The sequence below is a fragment of the Streptomyces sp. NPDC096205 genome (assembly GCF_044763135.1).
Taxonomy (GTDB): domain Bacteria; phylum Actinomycetota; class Actinomycetes; order Streptomycetales; family Streptomycetaceae; genus Streptomyces.
Genome location: NZ_JBIWFS010000001.1, coordinates 1,215,790 through 1,233,173, shown reverse-complemented (window position 1 = coordinate 1,233,173; position 17,384 = coordinate 1,215,790). Strand labels below are relative to the sequence as shown.

Annotated in this window: 13 protein-coding genes and 1 pseudogene; 4 read left to right on the top strand and 10 right to left on the bottom strand. The window is 70.0% G+C overall.

The features are described from left to right. Positions 1-66 precede the first annotated feature (66 nt). Positions 67-966 carry a kinase gene (locus tag ACIQ6Y_RS05430; RefSeq protein ID WP_404033220.1) on the top strand — a complete coding sequence of 300 codons (900 nt, stop codon included), beginning with the start codon at positions 67-69 and terminating at the stop codon, positions 964-966. Here the strand turns inward: ACIQ6Y_RS05430 and ACIQ6Y_RS05425 are convergent. Beyond that, positions 947-2,626 carry a TIGR04141 family sporadically distributed protein gene (locus tag ACIQ6Y_RS05425; RefSeq protein ID WP_404033217.1) on the bottom strand — a complete coding sequence of 560 codons (1,680 nt, stop codon included), beginning with the start codon at positions 2,624-2,626 and terminating at the stop codon, positions 947-949. The genes ACIQ6Y_RS05430 and ACIQ6Y_RS05425 overlap by 20 nt on opposite strands. Before the next feature lie 157 nt (positions 2,627-2,783). On the opposite strand from ACIQ6Y_RS05425, the gene ACIQ6Y_RS05420 reads away from it, so the two are divergent. Beyond that, entirely contained in the window at positions 2,784-4,439 is a 1,656-nt protein-coding gene (locus ACIQ6Y_RS05420; RefSeq protein ID WP_404033215.1) for an N-6 DNA methylase, read from the top strand. A 17-nt stretch (positions 4,440-4,456) separates the two neighbouring features. Here the strand turns inward: ACIQ6Y_RS05420 and ACIQ6Y_RS05415 are convergent, their stop codons facing one another. The 8 genes from ACIQ6Y_RS05415 to ACIQ6Y_RS05380 all read right to left on the bottom strand — a co-directional run bounded on the left by ACIQ6Y_RS05415 (position 4,457) and on the right by ACIQ6Y_RS05380 (position 15,694). Further along, positions 4,457-6,592, bottom strand: a complete 2,136-nt coding sequence (locus tag ACIQ6Y_RS05415) for a UvrD-helicase domain-containing protein (RefSeq protein WP_404033212.1) — start codon at positions 6,590-6,592, stop codon at positions 4,457-4,459. Beyond that, positions 6,592-7,836, bottom strand: a complete 1,245-nt coding sequence (locus ACIQ6Y_RS05410) for an McrC family protein (protein ID WP_404033717.1) — start codon at positions 7,834-7,836, stop codon at positions 6,592-6,594. Before ACIQ6Y_RS05410 ends, ACIQ6Y_RS05415 begins: the two co-directional genes overlap by 1 nt. A 20-nt stretch (positions 7,837-7,856) precedes the next feature. Then, positions 7,857-9,683: an AAA family ATPase gene (locus ACIQ6Y_RS05405; RefSeq protein WP_404033210.1), complete on the bottom strand. Its 1,827-nt coding sequence runs from the start codon at positions 9,681-9,683 to the stop codon at positions 7,857-7,859. Positions 9,684-9,784: 101 nt separating this feature from the next. Next, positions 9,785-12,289, bottom strand: coding sequence for an Hsp70 family protein (locus ACIQ6Y_RS05400; protein ID WP_404033207.1), 2,505 nt, complete (start codon positions 12,287-12,289; stop codon positions 9,785-9,787). 77 nt (positions 12,290-12,366) lie between these two features. Next, entirely contained in the window at positions 12,367-13,005 is a 639-nt protein-coding gene (locus tag ACIQ6Y_RS05395; RefSeq protein ID WP_404033205.1) for a nucleotide exchange factor GrpE, read from the bottom strand. Continuing rightward, the gene (locus tag ACIQ6Y_RS05390; RefSeq protein WP_404033202.1) at positions 13,002-13,295 is read right to left on the bottom strand and encodes a hypothetical protein; all 294 of its coding nucleotides are present in this window, start codon (positions 13,293-13,295) and stop codon (positions 13,002-13,004) included. Before ACIQ6Y_RS05390 ends, ACIQ6Y_RS05395 begins: the two co-directional genes overlap by 4 nt. After that, positions 13,292-15,178 (bottom strand): hypothetical protein, encoded by a 1,887-nt coding sequence (locus ACIQ6Y_RS05385; protein WP_404033199.1) that lies wholly within the window; start codon positions 15,176-15,178, stop codon positions 13,292-13,294. The genes ACIQ6Y_RS05390 and ACIQ6Y_RS05385 overlap by 4 nt, the downstream gene beginning before the upstream one ends. 66 nt (positions 15,179-15,244) lie before the next feature. Further along, entirely contained in the window at positions 15,245-15,694 is a 450-nt protein-coding gene (locus tag ACIQ6Y_RS05380) for an ATP-binding protein (protein ID WP_404033196.1), read from the bottom strand. A 157-nt stretch (positions 15,695-15,851) separates the two neighbouring features. Between ACIQ6Y_RS05380 and ACIQ6Y_RS05375 the strand changes: the two are divergent. Continuing rightward, a pseudogene (locus ACIQ6Y_RS05375) lies at positions 15,852-16,717 on the top strand (helix-turn-helix domain-containing protein). Further along, on the top strand, positions 16,714-16,914 hold the full coding sequence (locus ACIQ6Y_RS05370; protein WP_404033194.1) for a DUF397 domain-containing protein: 201 nt from the start codon (positions 16,714-16,716) through the stop codon (positions 16,912-16,914). The pseudogene ACIQ6Y_RS05375 and the gene ACIQ6Y_RS05370 overlap by 4 nt, the downstream one beginning before the upstream one ends. Positions 16,915-17,039: 125 nt before the next feature. Here ACIQ6Y_RS05370 and ACIQ6Y_RS05365 read toward each other — a convergent pair whose 3' ends face one another. Then, positions 17,040-17,384: a hypothetical protein gene (locus ACIQ6Y_RS05365; protein ID WP_404033191.1), complete on the bottom strand. Its 345-nt coding sequence runs from the start codon at positions 17,382-17,384 to the stop codon at positions 17,040-17,042.

Here is a 17,384-nt window from a genome sequence, read left to right as displayed (position 1 = left end):
TGGTGCTGAGTGCACCCCTAGGGGGCCGCATACTTCCGCTCTGTGGGCACAGAGGAGGTGAAGGGCATGGCAGGCCGTTCCGTTTGGCGCGTGGGCCGGGGGTGGGCCCCGGTGCATCACGGCGAGATCCTCCAGGGCGTCTTCCCCCACGAAGGCCGCCTGGTCCGGGGCCTGGTCACCCTCCCCTGCACCCTGCACACCACGAGAGCGACCTTCACCCCGGCAACGCACGAGCAACTGACGGTCTCCCCGCCCTGGAAGACCAAGGCGCTACGAGCGGCCCACCTGACGCTGAAGGCGTGCACCGGGCCGGCCGGCGGCCACCTGGAGCTGACCGGTGATGTCCCCCCGGGCCGCGGCTTCGGCTCCTCGACGAGCGACGTCCTGGCGGCGACGCGGGCCGTACAGGACGCACTGCAGGGTGCTTTGACACCGGAAACGGTCGCCCGCATAGCGGTCCAGGCCGAATCGGCCTCCGACTCCCTCATGTTCCCGGACACGGCGGTCCTCTTCGCCCAACGAGAGGGCGAGGTGCTGGAGAACTTCGGGCACAGCCTCCCTCCCCTCCAGGTCCTGGGCTTCGGCTCCCGCCCGGACCTCGGGGGTCGGGGAGTGGACACCCTGACACTCCCACCCCCGGACCACACCCGCGCAGAGCTGGAAATCTTCACGGAACTTCGCTCCACCCTCCGCGAGGCGATCGACACCAAAGACCCTTCCCTCGTCGGCGAGGTCGCCACCGCCAGCACCCTCCTCAACCAACGCCACCTGCCGGTCCCGGACTTGGACGCCCTGCTGGCGGTCGCGGAGCACACGGACGCACTGGGGCTTCAGGTGGCGCACAGCGGGGATGTGGCGGGGCTGCTGTACGACCCCGGCTCGGAGGCGTATGTCCAGGAGGCGCGTCTCCTGCTGCGGGGGCTTGGCCTGCGCGAACAGTGGGTGTTCATGACGCCAGACGCCTGACAGTCGGCGCGTCGGTGCCGCCGTCGGGGATTCCGACGACCTCGACAGTCACCCCGCGTGCGGCCAGAGCCTTCGCGGTCTGGGCGATGGTGATCTGCGAGAATCCGAAGACGGAGTCCGGGGTCAGACCCTCGCGGTTCTTCAGAAGCATCGCAAGGACGATCCGCTTGGGCGTGTAGTCGACCGGAAGCCGGAATGCGCCGCCGCTCAGCCGGGCCACCTTCGCGGTGAAGTCGGCACGGACCCGGGCGGACTCCTGGAGCAGTTCCACCGCAACCCTGGCCTGGCTGAACAAGTGGCTCAGCGGACCCGAACCGCCCGCGCGCTTGACGAGGATCAGGGTGCCGTCGGGCATGAGGAGATCGCAGATCTCGACCTGGTCCCTGGGGCGCAGCGGGTTGGCCACGTTCTTGGTGTCGAGGCAGAGCCAGCCGGGTCGGTCATCGGCCACCCTGTTGTTGTAGACGTTCTCCGACTCACCATCGACCCAGGCGGGAAGGGAGATGGACGGCGAAGGAGAGAAAAGCGCTCTCACGGTGGCCCGGCACTCTTCGACATAGGCAGTGCCTGCCTCGTACCACTCACCGTCCATCAGGAAGAACCGTCTGGAGTCGAGTGACATGACGGTCTCCAGCCAGCTCAGCGCACTGGTGACCGCGAGCGTGTCGGTGACTCCCGCCCGGCGGTCCCTGGCCAGGGTCACCGTCCCCTCGCGCAGTGCCTTGAGCCGTCGGCCGGGGGGTGCGAGCCGGGCCCGGGTGAGTACGTATCCGAGGTCGAAGTCCTCGGAGCGCAGCGAACCCGTGCTGTTGATCTGCGTCAGGTACGTGGTGGCCTCCACGTACGCCTCGTGGTGCTCGGAGGGGACGGAGACGGAGATCAGCCCGTCGGCGGGTCGGCCGAGACGGTCGTCCAAGGCCTGGCCGAGGGCGTCGAGGGTCCTCGTGTCGCTAACCGGCACGATGTGGTCGACGAACTCCAGCTCCCGGTGCGGGATGTCCTCGCGGCAGATCCTGGCGATGGTCCGCAGATCGGAGATCAGAGCCTCGGGCTCGACTCCGAGCGCGATCCTCAGCCCGCATCCGCCCTGGGCGCTGACAGCCCTTCCGCGGGAGTACCGCGAGCGGGTCAGCGGCAGGTCGTCGAGATATCCGCCCAGACTCCGCACGATGCGGGAGTGGTCACGAATGCCCAGCAGCGGGACCGAGGCGCCCCTCGGTACCAGCGAGATGTCGGTGCGTGCCTGCCCGAGAGACCTCGACACAGCTCCGCGGATCATGTTCGGGTCCATCTGCCGGATGGCGAAGGAGAGACCGAAGCGCTTGTCCTTGAGGTGGTCGGGGATCAGCCTGTACCCCTGGTCGCAGCCTATGGCGTACACCGTGTCGTCGACGGCGACGAGAAGCAGGGCAGCGGTGCGACGGACGCTCTCGCTGACCGTGATGCCGGTGGTACGTGACATGGGTTCGCACCAAGGGGCCTTGGTGCGCTCCATCCCGCAGGTGACGTACACGGCCGGGACCCCCAGCACCGCGGGCACATGCAGCTCAGCGCCAAGTCCGTCCAAAAAATCGAGGTCGAGGGCGTACAGCATGGCCTCCGCCGTCGGGGCGACGCCGGACAGTCGGTAAACGGTGCGTACTTCGGTGTTCGATGGCAACGGAGGTGCCTCCACGGACAGCTGGGGCTGCGACGCGCATGGCGGTGTACCGCCTCAGACGGGAATCGAGTACACGACAGATAGTGGCGATAGTCCGTGTACATTGTCAACAGAGCTCACTATGGATTGGGTGGAATCATCCGTGTACGCTGGAGCTATGACGGACAATGCCGCTTCATCGGTCGGCCCACTGGTCACCGGCGCCGAGATCGCTCGGCTGGCTGGGGTCACCCGGGCCGCTGTCTCCAACTGGCGTCGTCGCTACGACGACTTCCCCGCGCCGGCGGGAGGCGCCGCGAACAGTCCGCTCTACGCGCTCGCGGAGGTCCAGGAATGGCTGGACAGACAGCGCAAGGGTCAGGAGGTCTCGCCCGAGGTCGAGTTGTGGCAAGCCATGCGGGCGGTGTACGGGGAGCAGATGATCGCGGGTCTGGCGCAGGTCGCGTCGGTGCTGGCCGGACAAACGGGGACGGGAGTGCCGGACGACATCGTCACCCGTGTACAGGCCCTCGTCCGAACCGAAGCGCCCGCCGCCCTCGTGAACGGACTGACCGAACGGTTCATGGACTCCGCTCGGCGTGCCGGTTCCGACCAGGTGACGCCCGAGCGAGTGGTGCGCGCCGTCCGTCATTTCGCTCCCGAACTACCGCCCGACGCCACCGTCTTCGACCCTGCCTGTGGAATCGGGGTGCTGCTCCTGGCCGTCGCCTCCGAAGCAGGAGTGCGGTGCCGCGGACAGGAGGTGGATGCGGACAGTGCCCGCTTCGCACAGCTCCGCGCAGAGCTTCTGGACCGGTCGGGCGTGGACGTCGTGGCAGGTGACTCACTGCGTGCGGACCAATGGCCGGACCTCAAAGCCGATCTGGTCGTCTGTGACCCTCCGGCGGGCGTGACCGAGTGGGGACGGGAGGAACTGCTGCTCGACTCCCGCTGGGATCTCGGCACCCCGTCCAAAGCCGAAGGCGAGCTCGCGTGGCTCCAGCATGCTTACGCGCACACTGTGCCCGGCGGTCACGTGGTTATGGTCATGCCGGCCTCGGTCGCCTATCGCAAGGCGGGTCGCCGCATCCGAGCCGAACTCGTGCGCCGTGGCATCGTGCGTCAAGTCGTCGCTCTGCCACCGGGCACGGCGACCTCACACGCCCTGCCTGTCCATCTGTGGTGTCTACAGCGTCCCGAGAGCACGGCGGGTGCGAGCACCCGCCGCAGCGTTCGCATGATCGACCTGACGGACAACAGTCCCGACGGAGATCTGGAACCACGCCCCGACCAGGTCGTCCACGTACCATTGATCGAACTCCTCGACGACACCGTCGATCTGACACCCGGGAGCCATCTCCGCCCCCGGCAACGCGACTTCCCCGGCGAGTACGCCGCCCTGCGCAAGGAACTGGAGGCCCAGGTCCGGCGACTCGCCGCCCTCCTGCCCGAGCTCGCCGAGGGCGGCGGCCCGGGCTCGCTGGACGGCGCCACCACCAGCGTCGCGGACCTGGCCCGGGCCGGGCTCGTGGCGTACGACGGCCAGGAGCCCGTCTCGGCGAGCGAACAGCTCGACACGGACTATCTGCAAGGGTTCCTGCGGAGCTCCGCCAACACCCGCAGGTCCACAAGCATGAGCGGGACCTACCGTTTCGACGGCAGGGGGTCACGGATCCCCCGTATGGGCATCGAGGATCAGCGTCGCTACGGCTCTGCGTTCCGGGCCCTGTCGGCGTTCGAGGAGGGAATGCGCAAGGTCGACGAGCTGAGCCGGCAGCTCGCCGAGGTCGCCCGTGACGGTCTCGCGACGGGCGCCCTGGCGCCGGAGCAATGAGGATCTGGGACCGTGGATCAGGCTGTGCGCGGAAGGAACGTGCTCGCGGTCCCGCTCCACGTCACACTCAGCGATTCGCGAGCACGCGTGCAGGCGACGAAGAGCAGACAGCGCTCACGGAGCAGGTCGGCATCATGCTGGAGGGAGTCCGCCTCACGCGGGGTGACCTCACGCGTGAACGGGACGGTGCCCTCGGCGACACCGAGCACGGACACCGCGCGGAATTCCAGCCCCTTCATCGCGTGCATCGTTGCCAGCCGCACGCCCTCGGCCCCCTGTGCGGCCTGCCCTTTGACCCGTAGCACAGGAATGTCGGCAGCCTTCAGTTTCTCCTCGGCCGCGTCCAAGGAGAGGTTGAAGCGTGCGCACACGCCGATCTCGTGCGGCGCGAGGCCCTCGGCCAGCAGCGTCCGGACCCGCTCCACCAGAGCCTCGGTCTCCTCCTGCCGGGTGGCATACCCCTGCACCTGGGGTCGGCGACCATGGAGCAGGGACCGGTACCCGGCCAACGAGTCCGTTCCCTCGCCGTCGAGCGCGTCGACGGTGACGGGTGCGAGCAGGCGCGCGGACCAGGCCAGGATCTCCTCGGTGGAGCGGTAGTTGACGCGCAGGCGGAAGCTGCGGCCGGTCGTCGTGATGCCCAGCGAGCCGAGGGACACCCGGGAGTCGTAGATCCGCTGGTGCGGGTCGCCGGTGACGAACAGGTCGTCGGGGCCTGGCGGGACGGCGGCCCGCAGCGCACGCCACTGCGCGGGATGCAGGTCCTGCGCCTCGTCGACGACGACGTGGGCGTACGGAGCCGGTCCGTCGGCGAGGAGTTCCGCCGCTCGGAGGCATATCCGCAGGTGCGTGGTCTCGCCGCGGTCGCGCAGGAGCTGTTCGAACCGTTCCACGCCGCTCCACACCTCCCGGCGGCGCGTGGGACCGAGACCGGTGCCGCGGCCGCGGCGGCTCGCTCCGAGGTAGGCGTCCAGGTCGCGGAGGTTCTGGCCGAGGACGACGTGCCGGTACTCCTGAGCCAGGAACTGGGCGGTGAACGGCAGATCGAGCTGCTTGACCACCTTCTCCCACAACTGCCGCTGATCCCGGTCCCCGATCGGTCTGGGAGCGGCGGCCGAGCCACCGCGCACGACGCCGTTCGCGAAGGCATCGACTGTGGTCACGTCCACCCGTGCCAGCAGCTTCTCGTCGTCGTCGAGGAGCAGGCCGAGCATGTCGCGCAGTCCGGAGGCGAGCGCGTTCGTGTACGTGGTGAGCAGGACGCGGCTGTCCTCGCATCGGCCGAGAAGGTGCTTGACGCGGTGCAGTGCGGCCACCGTCTTGCCCGTGCCGGGGCCGCCGGTGACCTGGACGGGACCGCCGTACGAGGTGCGGTGGGCGACGCGACGCTGGGAGGGGTGGAGGAAGACGCGCCAGGCCGCGAACGGCTTCGCCAGGATCTCCTCCAGCTCCCGCGGTCCGGTGACCAGTCGGATGCGTGCCGATGTGTTGGCGATCACCGTGGCCAGGTCCTCGACCGGTTCGGCGGGCGCGTCGGCGGGGCGGCGCACCGCCACGACATCCCGGTAGACCTCTTCCGGGCTGAAGCCTTCGGCGAGGTACTGGAGCACCTCCAGCTGGTCCTCCGGCAGGAGGGTGGCGAAGGCCTCCAGCTGTGCCTTGTCGACCATGGAACGGGCGGCGCGCAGCACCTGGTCGTCGATGCCGAGGTCGCTCAGCGTGCCGTCGGAGACATCCGCGAACAGCAGCCGGGGAGCGCTGCGTGCGGCCGTCTCGTACAGCGGTGTCAGCTCGTCCAGGGCGACCGCGTTGCGCACCTCCAGCGCCCGTGTGGCGGAGTTCGCGCTGTACAGGCGCTTCGCCGCCCAGGTGTAGGCGTCGTCGTGCGGCAGGACGTTGACCAGCAGGAACATGTCGCTGCCGTCGTCCGGGGCGAGGACGACGCCCCGCCAGAAGTCGGTGATGCGAATGGTACGCATCCGCGCGTCACGGGCGTTCTCCACGGACTCCAGGTGCAACCCCTTGTCCGCGTTGAGTTCGGCGACGCTCAGGGCTTGAAACTTCGCCATGGCCTTGCGTACGCCGACTCGGACCGGCTTCTCCAGGGTGTCGTAGCCGTCCCAGAAGCTCTGGGCGAAGGCGAGCCGGGGCATCAGGTCCCTTCCTTTCTTCCGGACGCCAGTTGTCCGGCGATCTCCCGGAAAGTTGCGAGGAGTCGTTCTGGTTCGCCGGAGAGATCGAGACTGTGCTGGTAGATCCGCACTCCCCGTCCGTCCGGCCAGGCCGCCGTTCCGCGCACCTCGTGGAAGCGCACCGGCTGTCGTCCGGCCGCGTACACCAGGTGCGCCTCGCGCAGACCGAGCACGGTGGCGTAGGCGAGCGCCTGGTAGAGGTCGGCGTTGAGGAGCCCGTCGGCCTTCTCGACTTTGTACTTGGCATCGACGACGGCGAGCGGGGTACGGCCGTCGCCGGTGCGGACGACCAGGTCGGGACGCATGCCCACGAGACCCTCGACGTCGAGGTGATGGGCGTCCTGAAGGCGCGCGGTCAGGCCGTGCTCCCTTAGCGCCTCGCGCAGGGCGACGGTCACGAAGTCCTCGAACAGCTTGTTCATGTCGAGCAGGAAGCCGTCCATGGCGAGCGGGTCGGCCTCGGCCGGCCGGTGCTCCGGCGAGGTTCCCCTCAGGACGGCCTCGGCGAGCCGCAGTGCGGGCTGATAGCGAGAGTTGAGGCGTGACGGCTGCCAACGCGGCAGTTCCTGCCCCCGTATCAGCGGCTGAGCGTCGGCCAGACGTACGCGCTGATGGGCGAGGCGCCGCCGGACGGGCCCGGGCACGTCGGGCAGCCGGAGCAACCGCTCGGCGGCGGCGCGCAGGATGCGGTTCTCGGCGGTGTCGGCGGTGTACGTGTCGTAGGCGATCTCCACGGGCGGCGTACGGCCGAAGTGCCGACGGATCTGCTCGGCCTCGCGCAGCCTGCCGCGCACGACCAGCGCGGACTCCTCCACTTCCCGGTAGCCCTGGAGGACCCCCTGGCGCAGTGCCCCGTCGATCTGCCGCTCCACGGCATGTGCGAGTGCGGGGACGACGTCGTCGTACGCGCCGGTGTCGATGGAGCCTTCCCGGCTGTCGCGCCAGGCGCGGGCCGGGTCGAGGCTGAACCCGAGGAGGAAGAACAGCCGGCTCACCGGGGTCTTGGGCATGATCCGTACGACGAGACCGCCGGGCGTGCGTACGGCGCCGACCCGACTGCCCGCGCGCAACAGCCAGTGCCCGTGCCGGCCGGGATCGGGGGTCGCGCTGTGCAGGATGCCTGAGGCGGCCAGGGCCCGCCCGGCCTCGGCGCTCAGCGTGACGGAGACGGCGGGCCCGTACTCCCGCAGCGACACCTCGGACATGGGCACGGTCGTGGACACGGTCACGGGCGCTGCTCGCGCAATGAGCCGAGGCCGTAGCGGGCGGCGACGTCGAGGCCCTCGCCGTAGTGGTGTTCTTCCAGCAGAGGCAGGATCTTGGTGCGCCAGACCCGTTCCAGGCCGCCGTCGCGGTACACGCCCGGCTTCATCAGGTACGAGGGGCCGATGGCGAAGTCGGCGTCATCGATGCGGGCGTTGAGGGCGTCGAGGAGACGCGCCGGTTCCGCGTCCTTGCCCTCACGCTTCAGCCAGCGTGCGAGCAGCCCGGCGGTCGGCTCAGTGCGCGGGGACAGCTCCACGAACGCGAAGCGGCGCCGCATCGCCGCGTCCACGAGGGCGATCGACCGGTCGGCGGTGTTCATCGTGCCGATCACGAAGAGGTTGGGCGGCAGCGCGAAGTCGTCCCCGGAGTAGGTGAGACGGACCGAGCGCGTCCGGTACTCCAGAAGGAAGTACAGCTCGCCGAAGACCTTCGCCAGATTGGCACGGTTGATCTCGTCGATGATCAGGAAGTGCGGGATGTGCCGGTTACCCTCGCGGGAGGCGAGATCGGCGAGTTCCCGCAGCGGGCCCGCCGTCAGCCGGAAGGCCACCTCCCGGGACTCGGGGTCCTCCACGGGCCGGAAACCCTCGAAGAAGTCCTCGTAGGCGTACGAGGGATGGAACTGCACGATCTTGACCTGCTCCGGACCGCCCCCGAAGTACTCGGCCAGCTTCATCGCCAGATAGGTCTTGCCGGTGCCCGGTGGGCCGTAGAGCACCAACTGCCGCTCGTCGAGGAGGAGTTCACGCATCTCCTCCAGCCAGGCGCGGTCGTGGACGAGGAGGTCGGTGGCGAGCTCCTCGGTGATCTGCGGCAGCGACAGCTCGCGTTGCGCCGGTCGTTCCACGGCGGGGTGCTCGCTGGTATCGCCGGTTGCCGCCGGGGTCGTGGGGTCCGTCTGCCCTGTGAGCCCGTCGAGCGCGTCCAGCACACCGGTCAGATCGACGACGTCGTGCTGGACGGACAGCTTCTGCTGGACCTCCTCCGGCAGCTCCTCGTACGCATGGCTCCGCGGCATCCAGGTGACGGTCCTTCGCAGATTGGACAGCCCGCCCGGCGACGAGGTCTGTACGGCATCCCCGGTGATCCGCCCGATGTGCAGCCGTCCGTCGCCGATGGTGGCGACGGTGTCGCCGACGCGCATCTGTGTCAGAAAGGCGTGCAGTTCGTCGACGAGGCCCCGCTTCTGGTTGTACGAGGCCGCCCCCTCGTACCCGTCCTCCACGAAACGGCGCAGCGCGCTCTTGGTGGGGTCGGTCTCCTCCAGGGGAGGCAGATGCGCCGCCGCGAGAGAGACGAACCCCTCCTCCAGCCACAGCTGCCGTACCAGGTTGTGCCCGGAGACGTTGGAGCCGCGCACCAGCCACGCCTTGCGCGGTGCGCGCCAGCCGGTGGACAGATAGTCGGCGAGCGGGTGGCCCTCCGTGGTGCGCCATGACTCGGGGCCGGAGGCGTCGTAGCCGTAGACGAGCGCGGCGGCGGCCGAGGAGGAGTTGCACTCGATGTCGCGGCTCGTGACCCAATGGCGCGACTCCTGCGGCTTGTCGGGGTCGGAGGGGGCGTCGACAAGGGCACCGCTGGCCCGCAGATCCGCACGGTTGCGGCGGGCGTGGCCGCTGAGCCCGGGCCAGGCCTCGGCGGCCACGAGGGAACCCTCCCGCAGAAGGAACTTGTGGGTGCCGTTGCCGCCGAACTCGGCGAGCAGATGCCCGCGCGCCTCACCGCCGTCCTTGGGCAGTTTGATGCGGAACTCTGGGGCGCCGGGGAGAAGTTCAGACTGGGACAACGGTGACCTTCCGAAGAGCGAGGCCGGTGCGGAACAGACTCCAGCCTATCTGTTAACACTGTCAAGCGACTCTTGGTTGGTGTAAACGGCCTCGTGATCCATTACCGCTTCGACGGCAGGACGGTGCCGGCGGCGGAGGGGACGGTCACGTCCGCGAACTTTCCACGACCCTCTTCGGCAAGGCGCCCGAGGCGCACGAGCTGACGGTCCTGAGCCGCCTGGTCACCGCTTTCCACCGCGCCGCGCAGCGCGTCACGGGCGGCCAGGATCTCCTTCCGCAGGGTCGCCGGGTAGGCGTCCTGCTCGGCCAGGCGGATGGTAACGACCGAGGTGCGGACCGCGGGATCCAGTGCGGTCCACAGATCTTCCGCCCGTTCGGTGCCCGCCCGCAGCGCGTCGGTGTCCATGGCCCTGCGGGCGTCCAGGACGGCCTCCGCCGCAGCCCGCAGGTCCTCCAGGAGCGAGGGGGGCAGCAGGCCGCGCCCGCTCCTGGAGGCGATGCCTGCCTGGGCCTGGGCACTTCGGGCCCGCCTCCACAACTCCAGGGTTTCCCGGGCCGAGTCCAGGAGCCCGTCCAGGGAACGGCCCACGGTCTCTCCCCTGGCGAGCGCCGCCAGGTCGGTCATGGCTTCGGCGAGGGCGTCGCGTTCGGCGGCGGTGAGCTCGCCCTCGAAGTCGGTCAGGAAGCGCGCGTACCGGTCATGGAGTTCGGCTGCCTTCCGTCCGACGGATGCGGAGACCATGCTGCGCCGGAGTTGCTTGCCCCGCCAGTCGCTCGAGCCGATGCGGTACTGAAGGTCGATGGTCCGGTCGCGGTCGAGCCTCGCCTGCACGGTGAGCGGCACCTTCCCGCCGGGCCTGCCGTTGTGTTCGTCGACGAAACCGCCGCAGAACTCGTTGCGCTGCGCCGAGCGCAGGTGCGGGCCTTCCCAGAGGTTGAACCGCACTGATGCGCCGCCATCGCGGCGTACGGCCAGGTCGTCCACCCGGTGCCACTCGGTCGGGTACTGGGTGCCGGCAGGGAAGAGGACCTTGATGGTGCCGTCCTCCAGCTCGAGTCCGATGTGCTGCGCCGTGACCTGCTGGGGAGGAGCGGTGCCGAAGTCGCTGCCGCAGAGCGAGCAGGCGCTGAGGCCGGGCGCGTTCACCATTTCGCAGCCGTGGCACTTCAGCCCGCCCGAGTCCAAAGGCGCGTCGCAGTCGAGGCACGCGGTCGCGGAGGCCGGGTTGTCGGCGCGGCCGCATTCCGGGCACTCCGTGCGAGCGACCGCCGGAAGGGGCGCCCGCAGGCCGGACAGGTCCGTGGCGCATACAGGGCAGGTGGCGGTGAGTTCCGGGGCGGGGACGTGGCAGCCCGGGCAGTCCACCATGGCAGAGCCGAGCAGGGGCGTGTCACAGGCCGGACAGGCGTCCTCGGTGACGGAAATGCCCTCGATGGTGCAGGTCTCGGCCGGGCAGTCGAGGGTGTCGATGAGTCCGGCCTCCACGGCGGCGCCATGGGCGACGGCCATCATCGGGTCGACCGCGTCCGACACGGTGTCGTCGCCGAAGAGCTTCTGCAGATCGCGCCGGACAGCCGGGACGTGGGTGGATCCGCCGACCAGGAGGACCCGCTGGATGTCCGTGGGCAGCGAGCCGCTCTGGGTCAGCACCGACTCGACCGTGTCCCGCATCCTGCCCAGGTGCTCGGTGAGGAGTTCCTCGAAGTCGCTGCGCCGTACCGTCCCCGACCAGGATCCGCCCTGACGGCCGAGCGGAGCGAGGGTCACGTCGGAGGTGTCCTGGTCGGACAGTTCGACCTTGGCCCGCTCGGCGGCGGCCCGGATGCGGGAGGCGTCGCCCTCACCGCCGTGGTCGCGGCCGCCGAGTTGCGCCCGCAGGTGGCCGTCGAGCAGCGCGTCGAAGTCGGCACCACCGAGAAGGTTGTCGCCGCCCAGGGTGTCCACCGAGAAGTAGCCGGGCCCGATCGTCAGCAGGGACACGTCGAAGGTGCCGCCGCCCAGGTCGAAGACCAGCACGGTCGCGTAGTCCGTGATGCCGTTCTCGCCCGCCCTGATCCCGAAGGCGTGTGCGGCCGCGGTCGGTTCCGGAACGATCCGCGCCACATGGAAACCGGCCAGCCGTCCGGCCGCGCGCACCGCGTGGAACTGCGGCTCGGCGAAGTACGCCGGCACGGTGACCACCGCGCGGCGAAACGGTACCCCCGCCGTGTCCTCGGCGTCCTTCTTGAGGCGCCGCAGCAGAATCGCGGAGATCTGCACGGGGGAGAGGTAGTGCTCACCGAGCTGGATCTCCACCGAGCCGTCGACACCGGCCCGCACCGGCGGCGCGTCGTCGGGCCGCGTCTTGAGCGCCTGCTGTACGAGGTCGTCGTCCCAACGCCGCCCGATCAGCCGCTTGACCTCCGTGATGACGGAACGAGGCTCTCCCGCCCGCCAGTTGAGGGCCTCCCGCCCAACCAGCAGCGCCCCGCGCGAGTCGACGCCGACGGCGGAGGGGGTGGCCGGGTCGCCATGCCTGTTGGGCAGGACGGTGGGGACGCCGTCGCGCAGCCAGGCCGTGACGGAGTTGGTGGTGCCCAGGTCGATACCGAGAGTCCGGTGCATGGAGGGTGCTTCCTGATCGTCGTGGAGCGGCGGAGGCGGAAGGAGCGGTGCTGGTGCCGACGGAGGGCGGTCGCCCGTCAGCTACGGCGGGACCGACGTCCCCGCCTGGCCGAGGGCTTGAGCGGCAGGCGCCGCTGGGAACGCGTGGTGCGCCGTGGCTGTGCCCGTCGCGGGTCCCCGGCCGGGACGGTCCCGGGAGCGGCGGCGTCCCCGGCGTCCTCGACCGGTGCCACGGGCTCGGGCTCGGGTGCGGGTCCCGGCGTCGCGAGGACGACCTGTGCGTGCCGCAGGACGTCGGAGCCCAGACGGAAGCCGGTGATCTTCTCCCTCAGCACCGTGCCGTCAGGCCACGTCGGATGAGGTTCCTTACCGACGACGCGCATCTCGGCCGTGTCGGCTGCTCTGCCCACCACGTCCATCGGCCGCACGTCGTGCCGGGCGAACTCGCCGCGCAGCATCCGGTGCGCGGCCTCGATCTGCTCGCCCAGCGCGATGGCGGCCGAAGCCGTCTCCCTCGCGGAGCGTGCCTCGTGCAGGGCACCGGCCCGCCGGCGCGTGTCGGCGAGCAGGTCGTCCAGCGGCAGCAGGGAGCCCAGCAGGGTGCGCAGCCGGGCCTCTGCCTCGTCGCGCTTGCGGGACAGCGCCTCGACACGGCGCCGCAATTTGTCGAGTTCGGGCGGCGGGCCGGTGATGGCGGCCGGAGCGGATTCGGTCACGGACTTTCCTCGGTGTCGTACGGGGGCAGGGGCGGGGTGAGCATCTCGGCGACGAGGGTGGCGACCGGACCGCGGGACCCCTGGTCGGCACGCTGGAGGAGCTCGTGCCTGACCGGGTCCCGGCGGGCCGCAGCGAGCGCCTGCGCAGCCTGCCTGCGCAGGGGCTGAGGGCGGGTGCCCGGCACGATGCCCGGCACGAGTTCGTACAGCGTGGGGCCGAACCAGGGGATCGGAGGAAGGCCACTGCCCCCCGAGCTCGGGTCGGATCCGTCGTCGGTGTCGTCGGTCAAAAGAGGGCTTCCTGTCCGGTGTCGCCATGGCGAGGCTGGTGAGAGTCGCGGCCGAAGAGCACCCCCTGGGCCGACAGCCCGGCACCGATCCGTTCCGCGCACGAGCGGTCCCGCTGCGCCCCGCCGAGGTCGCCCGCGCGCTCGCGTTCTCGGGCGCGGTCGAGATAAGCGGCTTCCACGGTGTGGTCGAAGCGTGCGCTGACACCGGTGCGCATTCGGTCCTGGAGGAACAGCTCGATGACGTCCGACGGGGACGCGGTGGCTTCGAGGTGCTCCGCGAGAAGGAGAACTGCTGTGTCGAGTTGCTCCCGGACCCGACGGCTCACGGCTGGGCCCTCGATCGCCTGAGCCGCGCTCAGCAGCTTGACGCGCCGCTCCAGGGTGCCGCGCTTGTCCTGGGCGTCGGTACGCCGGGCCGCACCGACCAGCAGGTCCACGAGGAGCGGATCGACATCGACGTCCCCGCACGACTGCCCCGTCGGGCCGTCGTACTGAAGCAGCTTGCGTACGGCGGCCCGCGCCAGGGGCATACGGCCGCCGAGGGCGGCGGCCACGGCCTGGTCCACGTAGTACTTTCCGAGCCACCATCGCGCCGGCACGAACTCCGGATCGCGCCTGAGGAGTCCCTTGACGTCGCCGACACGGAACGTGGCCTCTCTGTCGTCGGCGTCGAACGCCCGGCGCATGTCTCCTTTCAGGTGTTCGTCGAGACCCATACGGGCGTCGCGGTTCCGGGGCGTCACCTTCAGCGCGCGGGCGAAACGCTTCCGGCTCTGCTCAGGGTCGCTCTCGAAGACCCTCTTCCCCTGTTCCACCAGCTCGGCGGTCAGTTCGGCGGCTACGGAAGCGTTCTGCGGCAGGAGCGCGTGGGCCAGTTCGAGGCCATGGATGCGTGTGACGGGAGAGTAGCCGCGCCCGCTGTGAGTCCGCCCGACATTCCTGGCCCCGCGGAGTACGGCCGCCTCGTCCTCAGCACGCAGGGCATTCCCGAGCCGGGCCGCCGCGCTGAAATCGGCGAGCACCTCGCTCCACTGACCGGCTCGCACCCGGTCCCGGCCCCGCTCGGCCAGGGCCTTGGCGAGCGCGTCGGCGCAGGCCCCGTGCTCGGGCGAGTCCGCGCTCCAACCGCCGAGGTCGGGGTGACGCAAGGCGTAGGCGTGAAGAAGCTCGGCCCCGCGGCCATGCCTCACGAGATGCCGTGCGGCCAGCTCGACGGGGACGAGATCGGCGGGTCCGGCATCCGAGGGGACGACCACAGGCGCCTCACACTCGACCTCCCAGACCGTCTCCCACGCGGCGAGGACGTCCCGCCCCGCACGGACGTCGAGGGCGTGCAACAGGTCGGCGACGCGCTTGAGCAGATGGCAGCGGGCCTCCTCCCAGTCCGGATCGGGCACGGGGGTGCCGCGCCGTTCGGTGAGCAGGAGACGGAAGTCGCCTGGGTCCTCCTCGTCCAGGAGGTACGCCCACAGCATGATCGCGACCGCCGCTGTGCCCGCGTCGGTGTGCCGCCCTTCCTCGCTCAGCCGACGCAGGGCGCTCACGCCGAGGGCATGAACGATCCCTGTCTTGGCCATATGCAGGTCGTCGCTGTAGGGACACCACCGAACCGCCTCCGGCCAGTTCCCGGCCCGAGCGGCCAACGCGCCCCGGAGCAGGGCGTACCGCACCGCGGAGTCGGTGTCGGAGTCGGAGTCGGGCGTGCCGAACTCGTTCCGGAGGCGCTGGAGAAGAGGTCGTACGACGGGGAACTGCGCGCGAAGGAAGGCTCGTTCGGCGTCGACCAGCAGGCTGTACGCCGTGACGGTCCGGCCTGGTTCACCGGTGTCTCCCACCCGCACGGTCTTGTTGTCCCCCTTGATCCCCCGTCTGGCGATGACCACCGTAGGGAGGCGTTTGGGCGACGTCAAAGCACGATGTGCGGGATGGCTGAATTTCGCCAGGCGCGCTCAGACCCGACTGACCAGTTCCGCGCGGACGGTCTTGCCGCAGGGCGGATACGGAAGCGTCTCCCAGCGGTCGGCGATCGCGGCGACGAGCGAGAGGCCGCGTCCGCCGGTGTGGAGGACCGCATCGGGTACGTCGCTCACCGGAGGACGGGCCTGCGGCCACCTGTCCCCGCGTGCGTCGGTGACATCGATGCGAAGGAGGCCGGGAAACGCCTCGAACGCGAGAGTCAGTCGAAAGCTGCGGCCGGGCACGCTGCCATGGAGTACGGCGTTGGCCGCAAGCTCCGCGACGACGATCTCGGCACGCTCCGTGAGGTCCTGCGGGGCGCCCCAGGACCGAAGTTGGCTCACGGTGAGCAGCCGGGCGAGCCGTGCGCCTCGTCGCGTGGAGGAGAGCAGCTGCGTGAAGGTGGGCGGGGAGGTGGTGAGGTGGGGAGCAGATTGGTTCATGGCGCCAGAGTGATGTCCGAGTCCGGCCCGTCGCGAGCCTCCGATCCCGTACGCGGAGTCAGCGTACGTGCACGCGGAGTGGACAGTACGCGCGCCTGGCCGTCACGCTGAGTGCTGAACGCGTGGGGGCCGGAGCGGTTGGAGAGAGGGGCGGCGGATGGACATCGTCGAGGCGGAGGCGGCCACGGGTGCGGGTGTCGGGACGGTGTCGGCGGGGGAGGGGGAGCGGGAACCTCACCCGTCGGACAGTCTGCGTACGTTCGGCGCGGTCGTCCAGGCGTTACGCGAGCACGCGGGGCTCAGCCGGGGCGACCTCGCCGCCCTCGTCCAGTACTCCAAGCACACCGTGGAGTCGGTGGAGTTGGGCCGCCGTTCGTCGAGCGCGCGGAGGAGGCGCTGGGCAACACCGGGGCGCTTCGGAGGGCCGCTCGGCATCTCAGCCGGGGCGAGGTGGGGCTGGCGGCTTGGTTCCGCCGGTGGGCTCGGCTGGAGCGGGAGGCGGTGAGCCTGTGCACGTACGAGTGCCGGCTGGTGCCGGGGTTGTTGCAGTCGGAGGCGTATGCGCGGGCGGTGTTCGAGGGCACGATCCCGCTGCGGACGGATGAGGAACTGGAAGCGCAGCTCACGGCTCGGATGGAGCGGCAGCGGATGATGCGAGAGCGGCCTACTGTGCCGTTCAGCTTCATCGTTGAGGAGCATGTGTTCCGGCGGCGGTTCGGGGACACGGAGGCGATGCGTGGGCTGGTGGACCATGTGTTGGAGCGGAGCGCTCCGCGCAATGTGACGCTTCAGGTGGTGCCGCTGGATGCAGGGTTGCATGCGTGCCTGGATGGCCCGGTGCAGGTGCTGGAGACACCGGAGGGGCGGAGACTCGGCTACTCCGAGGGTCAGAAGAACGGGCGGCTAATCTCCGACCCGAAAGAGGTGAGTGTGCTCTGCCATCGCTATGAAACACTGCGCTCGCAGGCCCTGAGCCCGAAGGATTCCCGGGACCTGCTGGAGCGACTGCGAGGAGAGCTATGAACAGCGGTAGGACGGAACTCGCCTGGTTCAAGTCCAGCTACAGCGGCAGTGAGGGCGACAGCTGCGTGGAGATCGCGGTCGCCGAACAGGCTGTTCACGTAAGGGACTCCAAGGACCTGGCCCGCCCGCCCTTCGCTGTGAGCCGCGAGGGCTGGGCCCCCTTCGTGAGGTTCGTGTCGGGAACCTCTGAGGCGTAACCGAGCGACGCACGGTTGAGGTAGCGGTCGCCGAGGTCGGGCGTCGACTTCGGTACGGACTTCCGTGGTGTGGCTTTCGGGGCCGACTTCTTGCCGCCTGCTCGGGCGCCGGGAGTCGGCTTCGCTTAAGCCGGCTTCTTCGCGGCCGGCGTTCCGCGTGCCTCGAACTTCTTCCGCAGCAGCGAGAGTTGCTCGCGTTCCTTGACGGTCTGGTCGGCGGGCAGCGCGTTGACCAGGGCGCGGGCCCGGCTGAGCGAGTAGCGGGCCTGGTGCCGGCGCTTGGCGTTGATCGCCATGCGTATCACGTCAAGAGTCTGCTGCAACGCCTTGACCTGCCCCGCCTGCCGCCGGGGCATCGGGGACTCGGCCCCGCTGCCCCGACGCTGCCCTGCGGCACGTGTGCCCCAGTCCGCGCCCGACGTCAGAACGACGGCCGAGCGCGGGTTGCTGGTCTGGCTTCGGCGTACCAC

Coding starts and splice junctions, on each gene's coding strand:
- ACIQ6Y_RS05430 (WP_404033220.1), top strand. CDS start 67: ATGGCAGGCCGTTCCGTTTGGCGCGTGGGCCGGGGGTGGGCCCCGGTG.
- ACIQ6Y_RS05420 (WP_404033215.1), top strand. CDS start 2,784: ATGACGGACAATGCCGCTTCATCGGTCGGCCCACTGGTCACCGGCGCC.
- ACIQ6Y_RS05415 (WP_404033212.1), bottom strand. CDS start 6,592: ATGCCCCGGCTCGCCTTCGCCCAGAGCTTCTGGGACGGCTACGACACC.
- ACIQ6Y_RS05410 (WP_404033717.1), bottom strand. CDS start 7,836: ATGTCCGAGGTGTCGCTGCGGGAGTACGGGCCCGCCGTCTCCGTCACG.
- ACIQ6Y_RS05400 (WP_404033207.1), bottom strand. CDS start 12,289: ATGCACCGGACTCTCGGTATCGACCTGGGCACCACCAACTCCGTCACG.
- ACIQ6Y_RS05380 (WP_404033196.1), bottom strand. CDS start 15,694: ATGAACCAATCTGCTCCCCACCTCACCACCTCCCCGCCCACCTTCACG.
- ACIQ6Y_RS05370 (WP_404033194.1), top strand. CDS start 16,714: ATGAACAGCGGTAGGACGGAACTCGCCTGGTTCAAGTCCAGCTACAGC.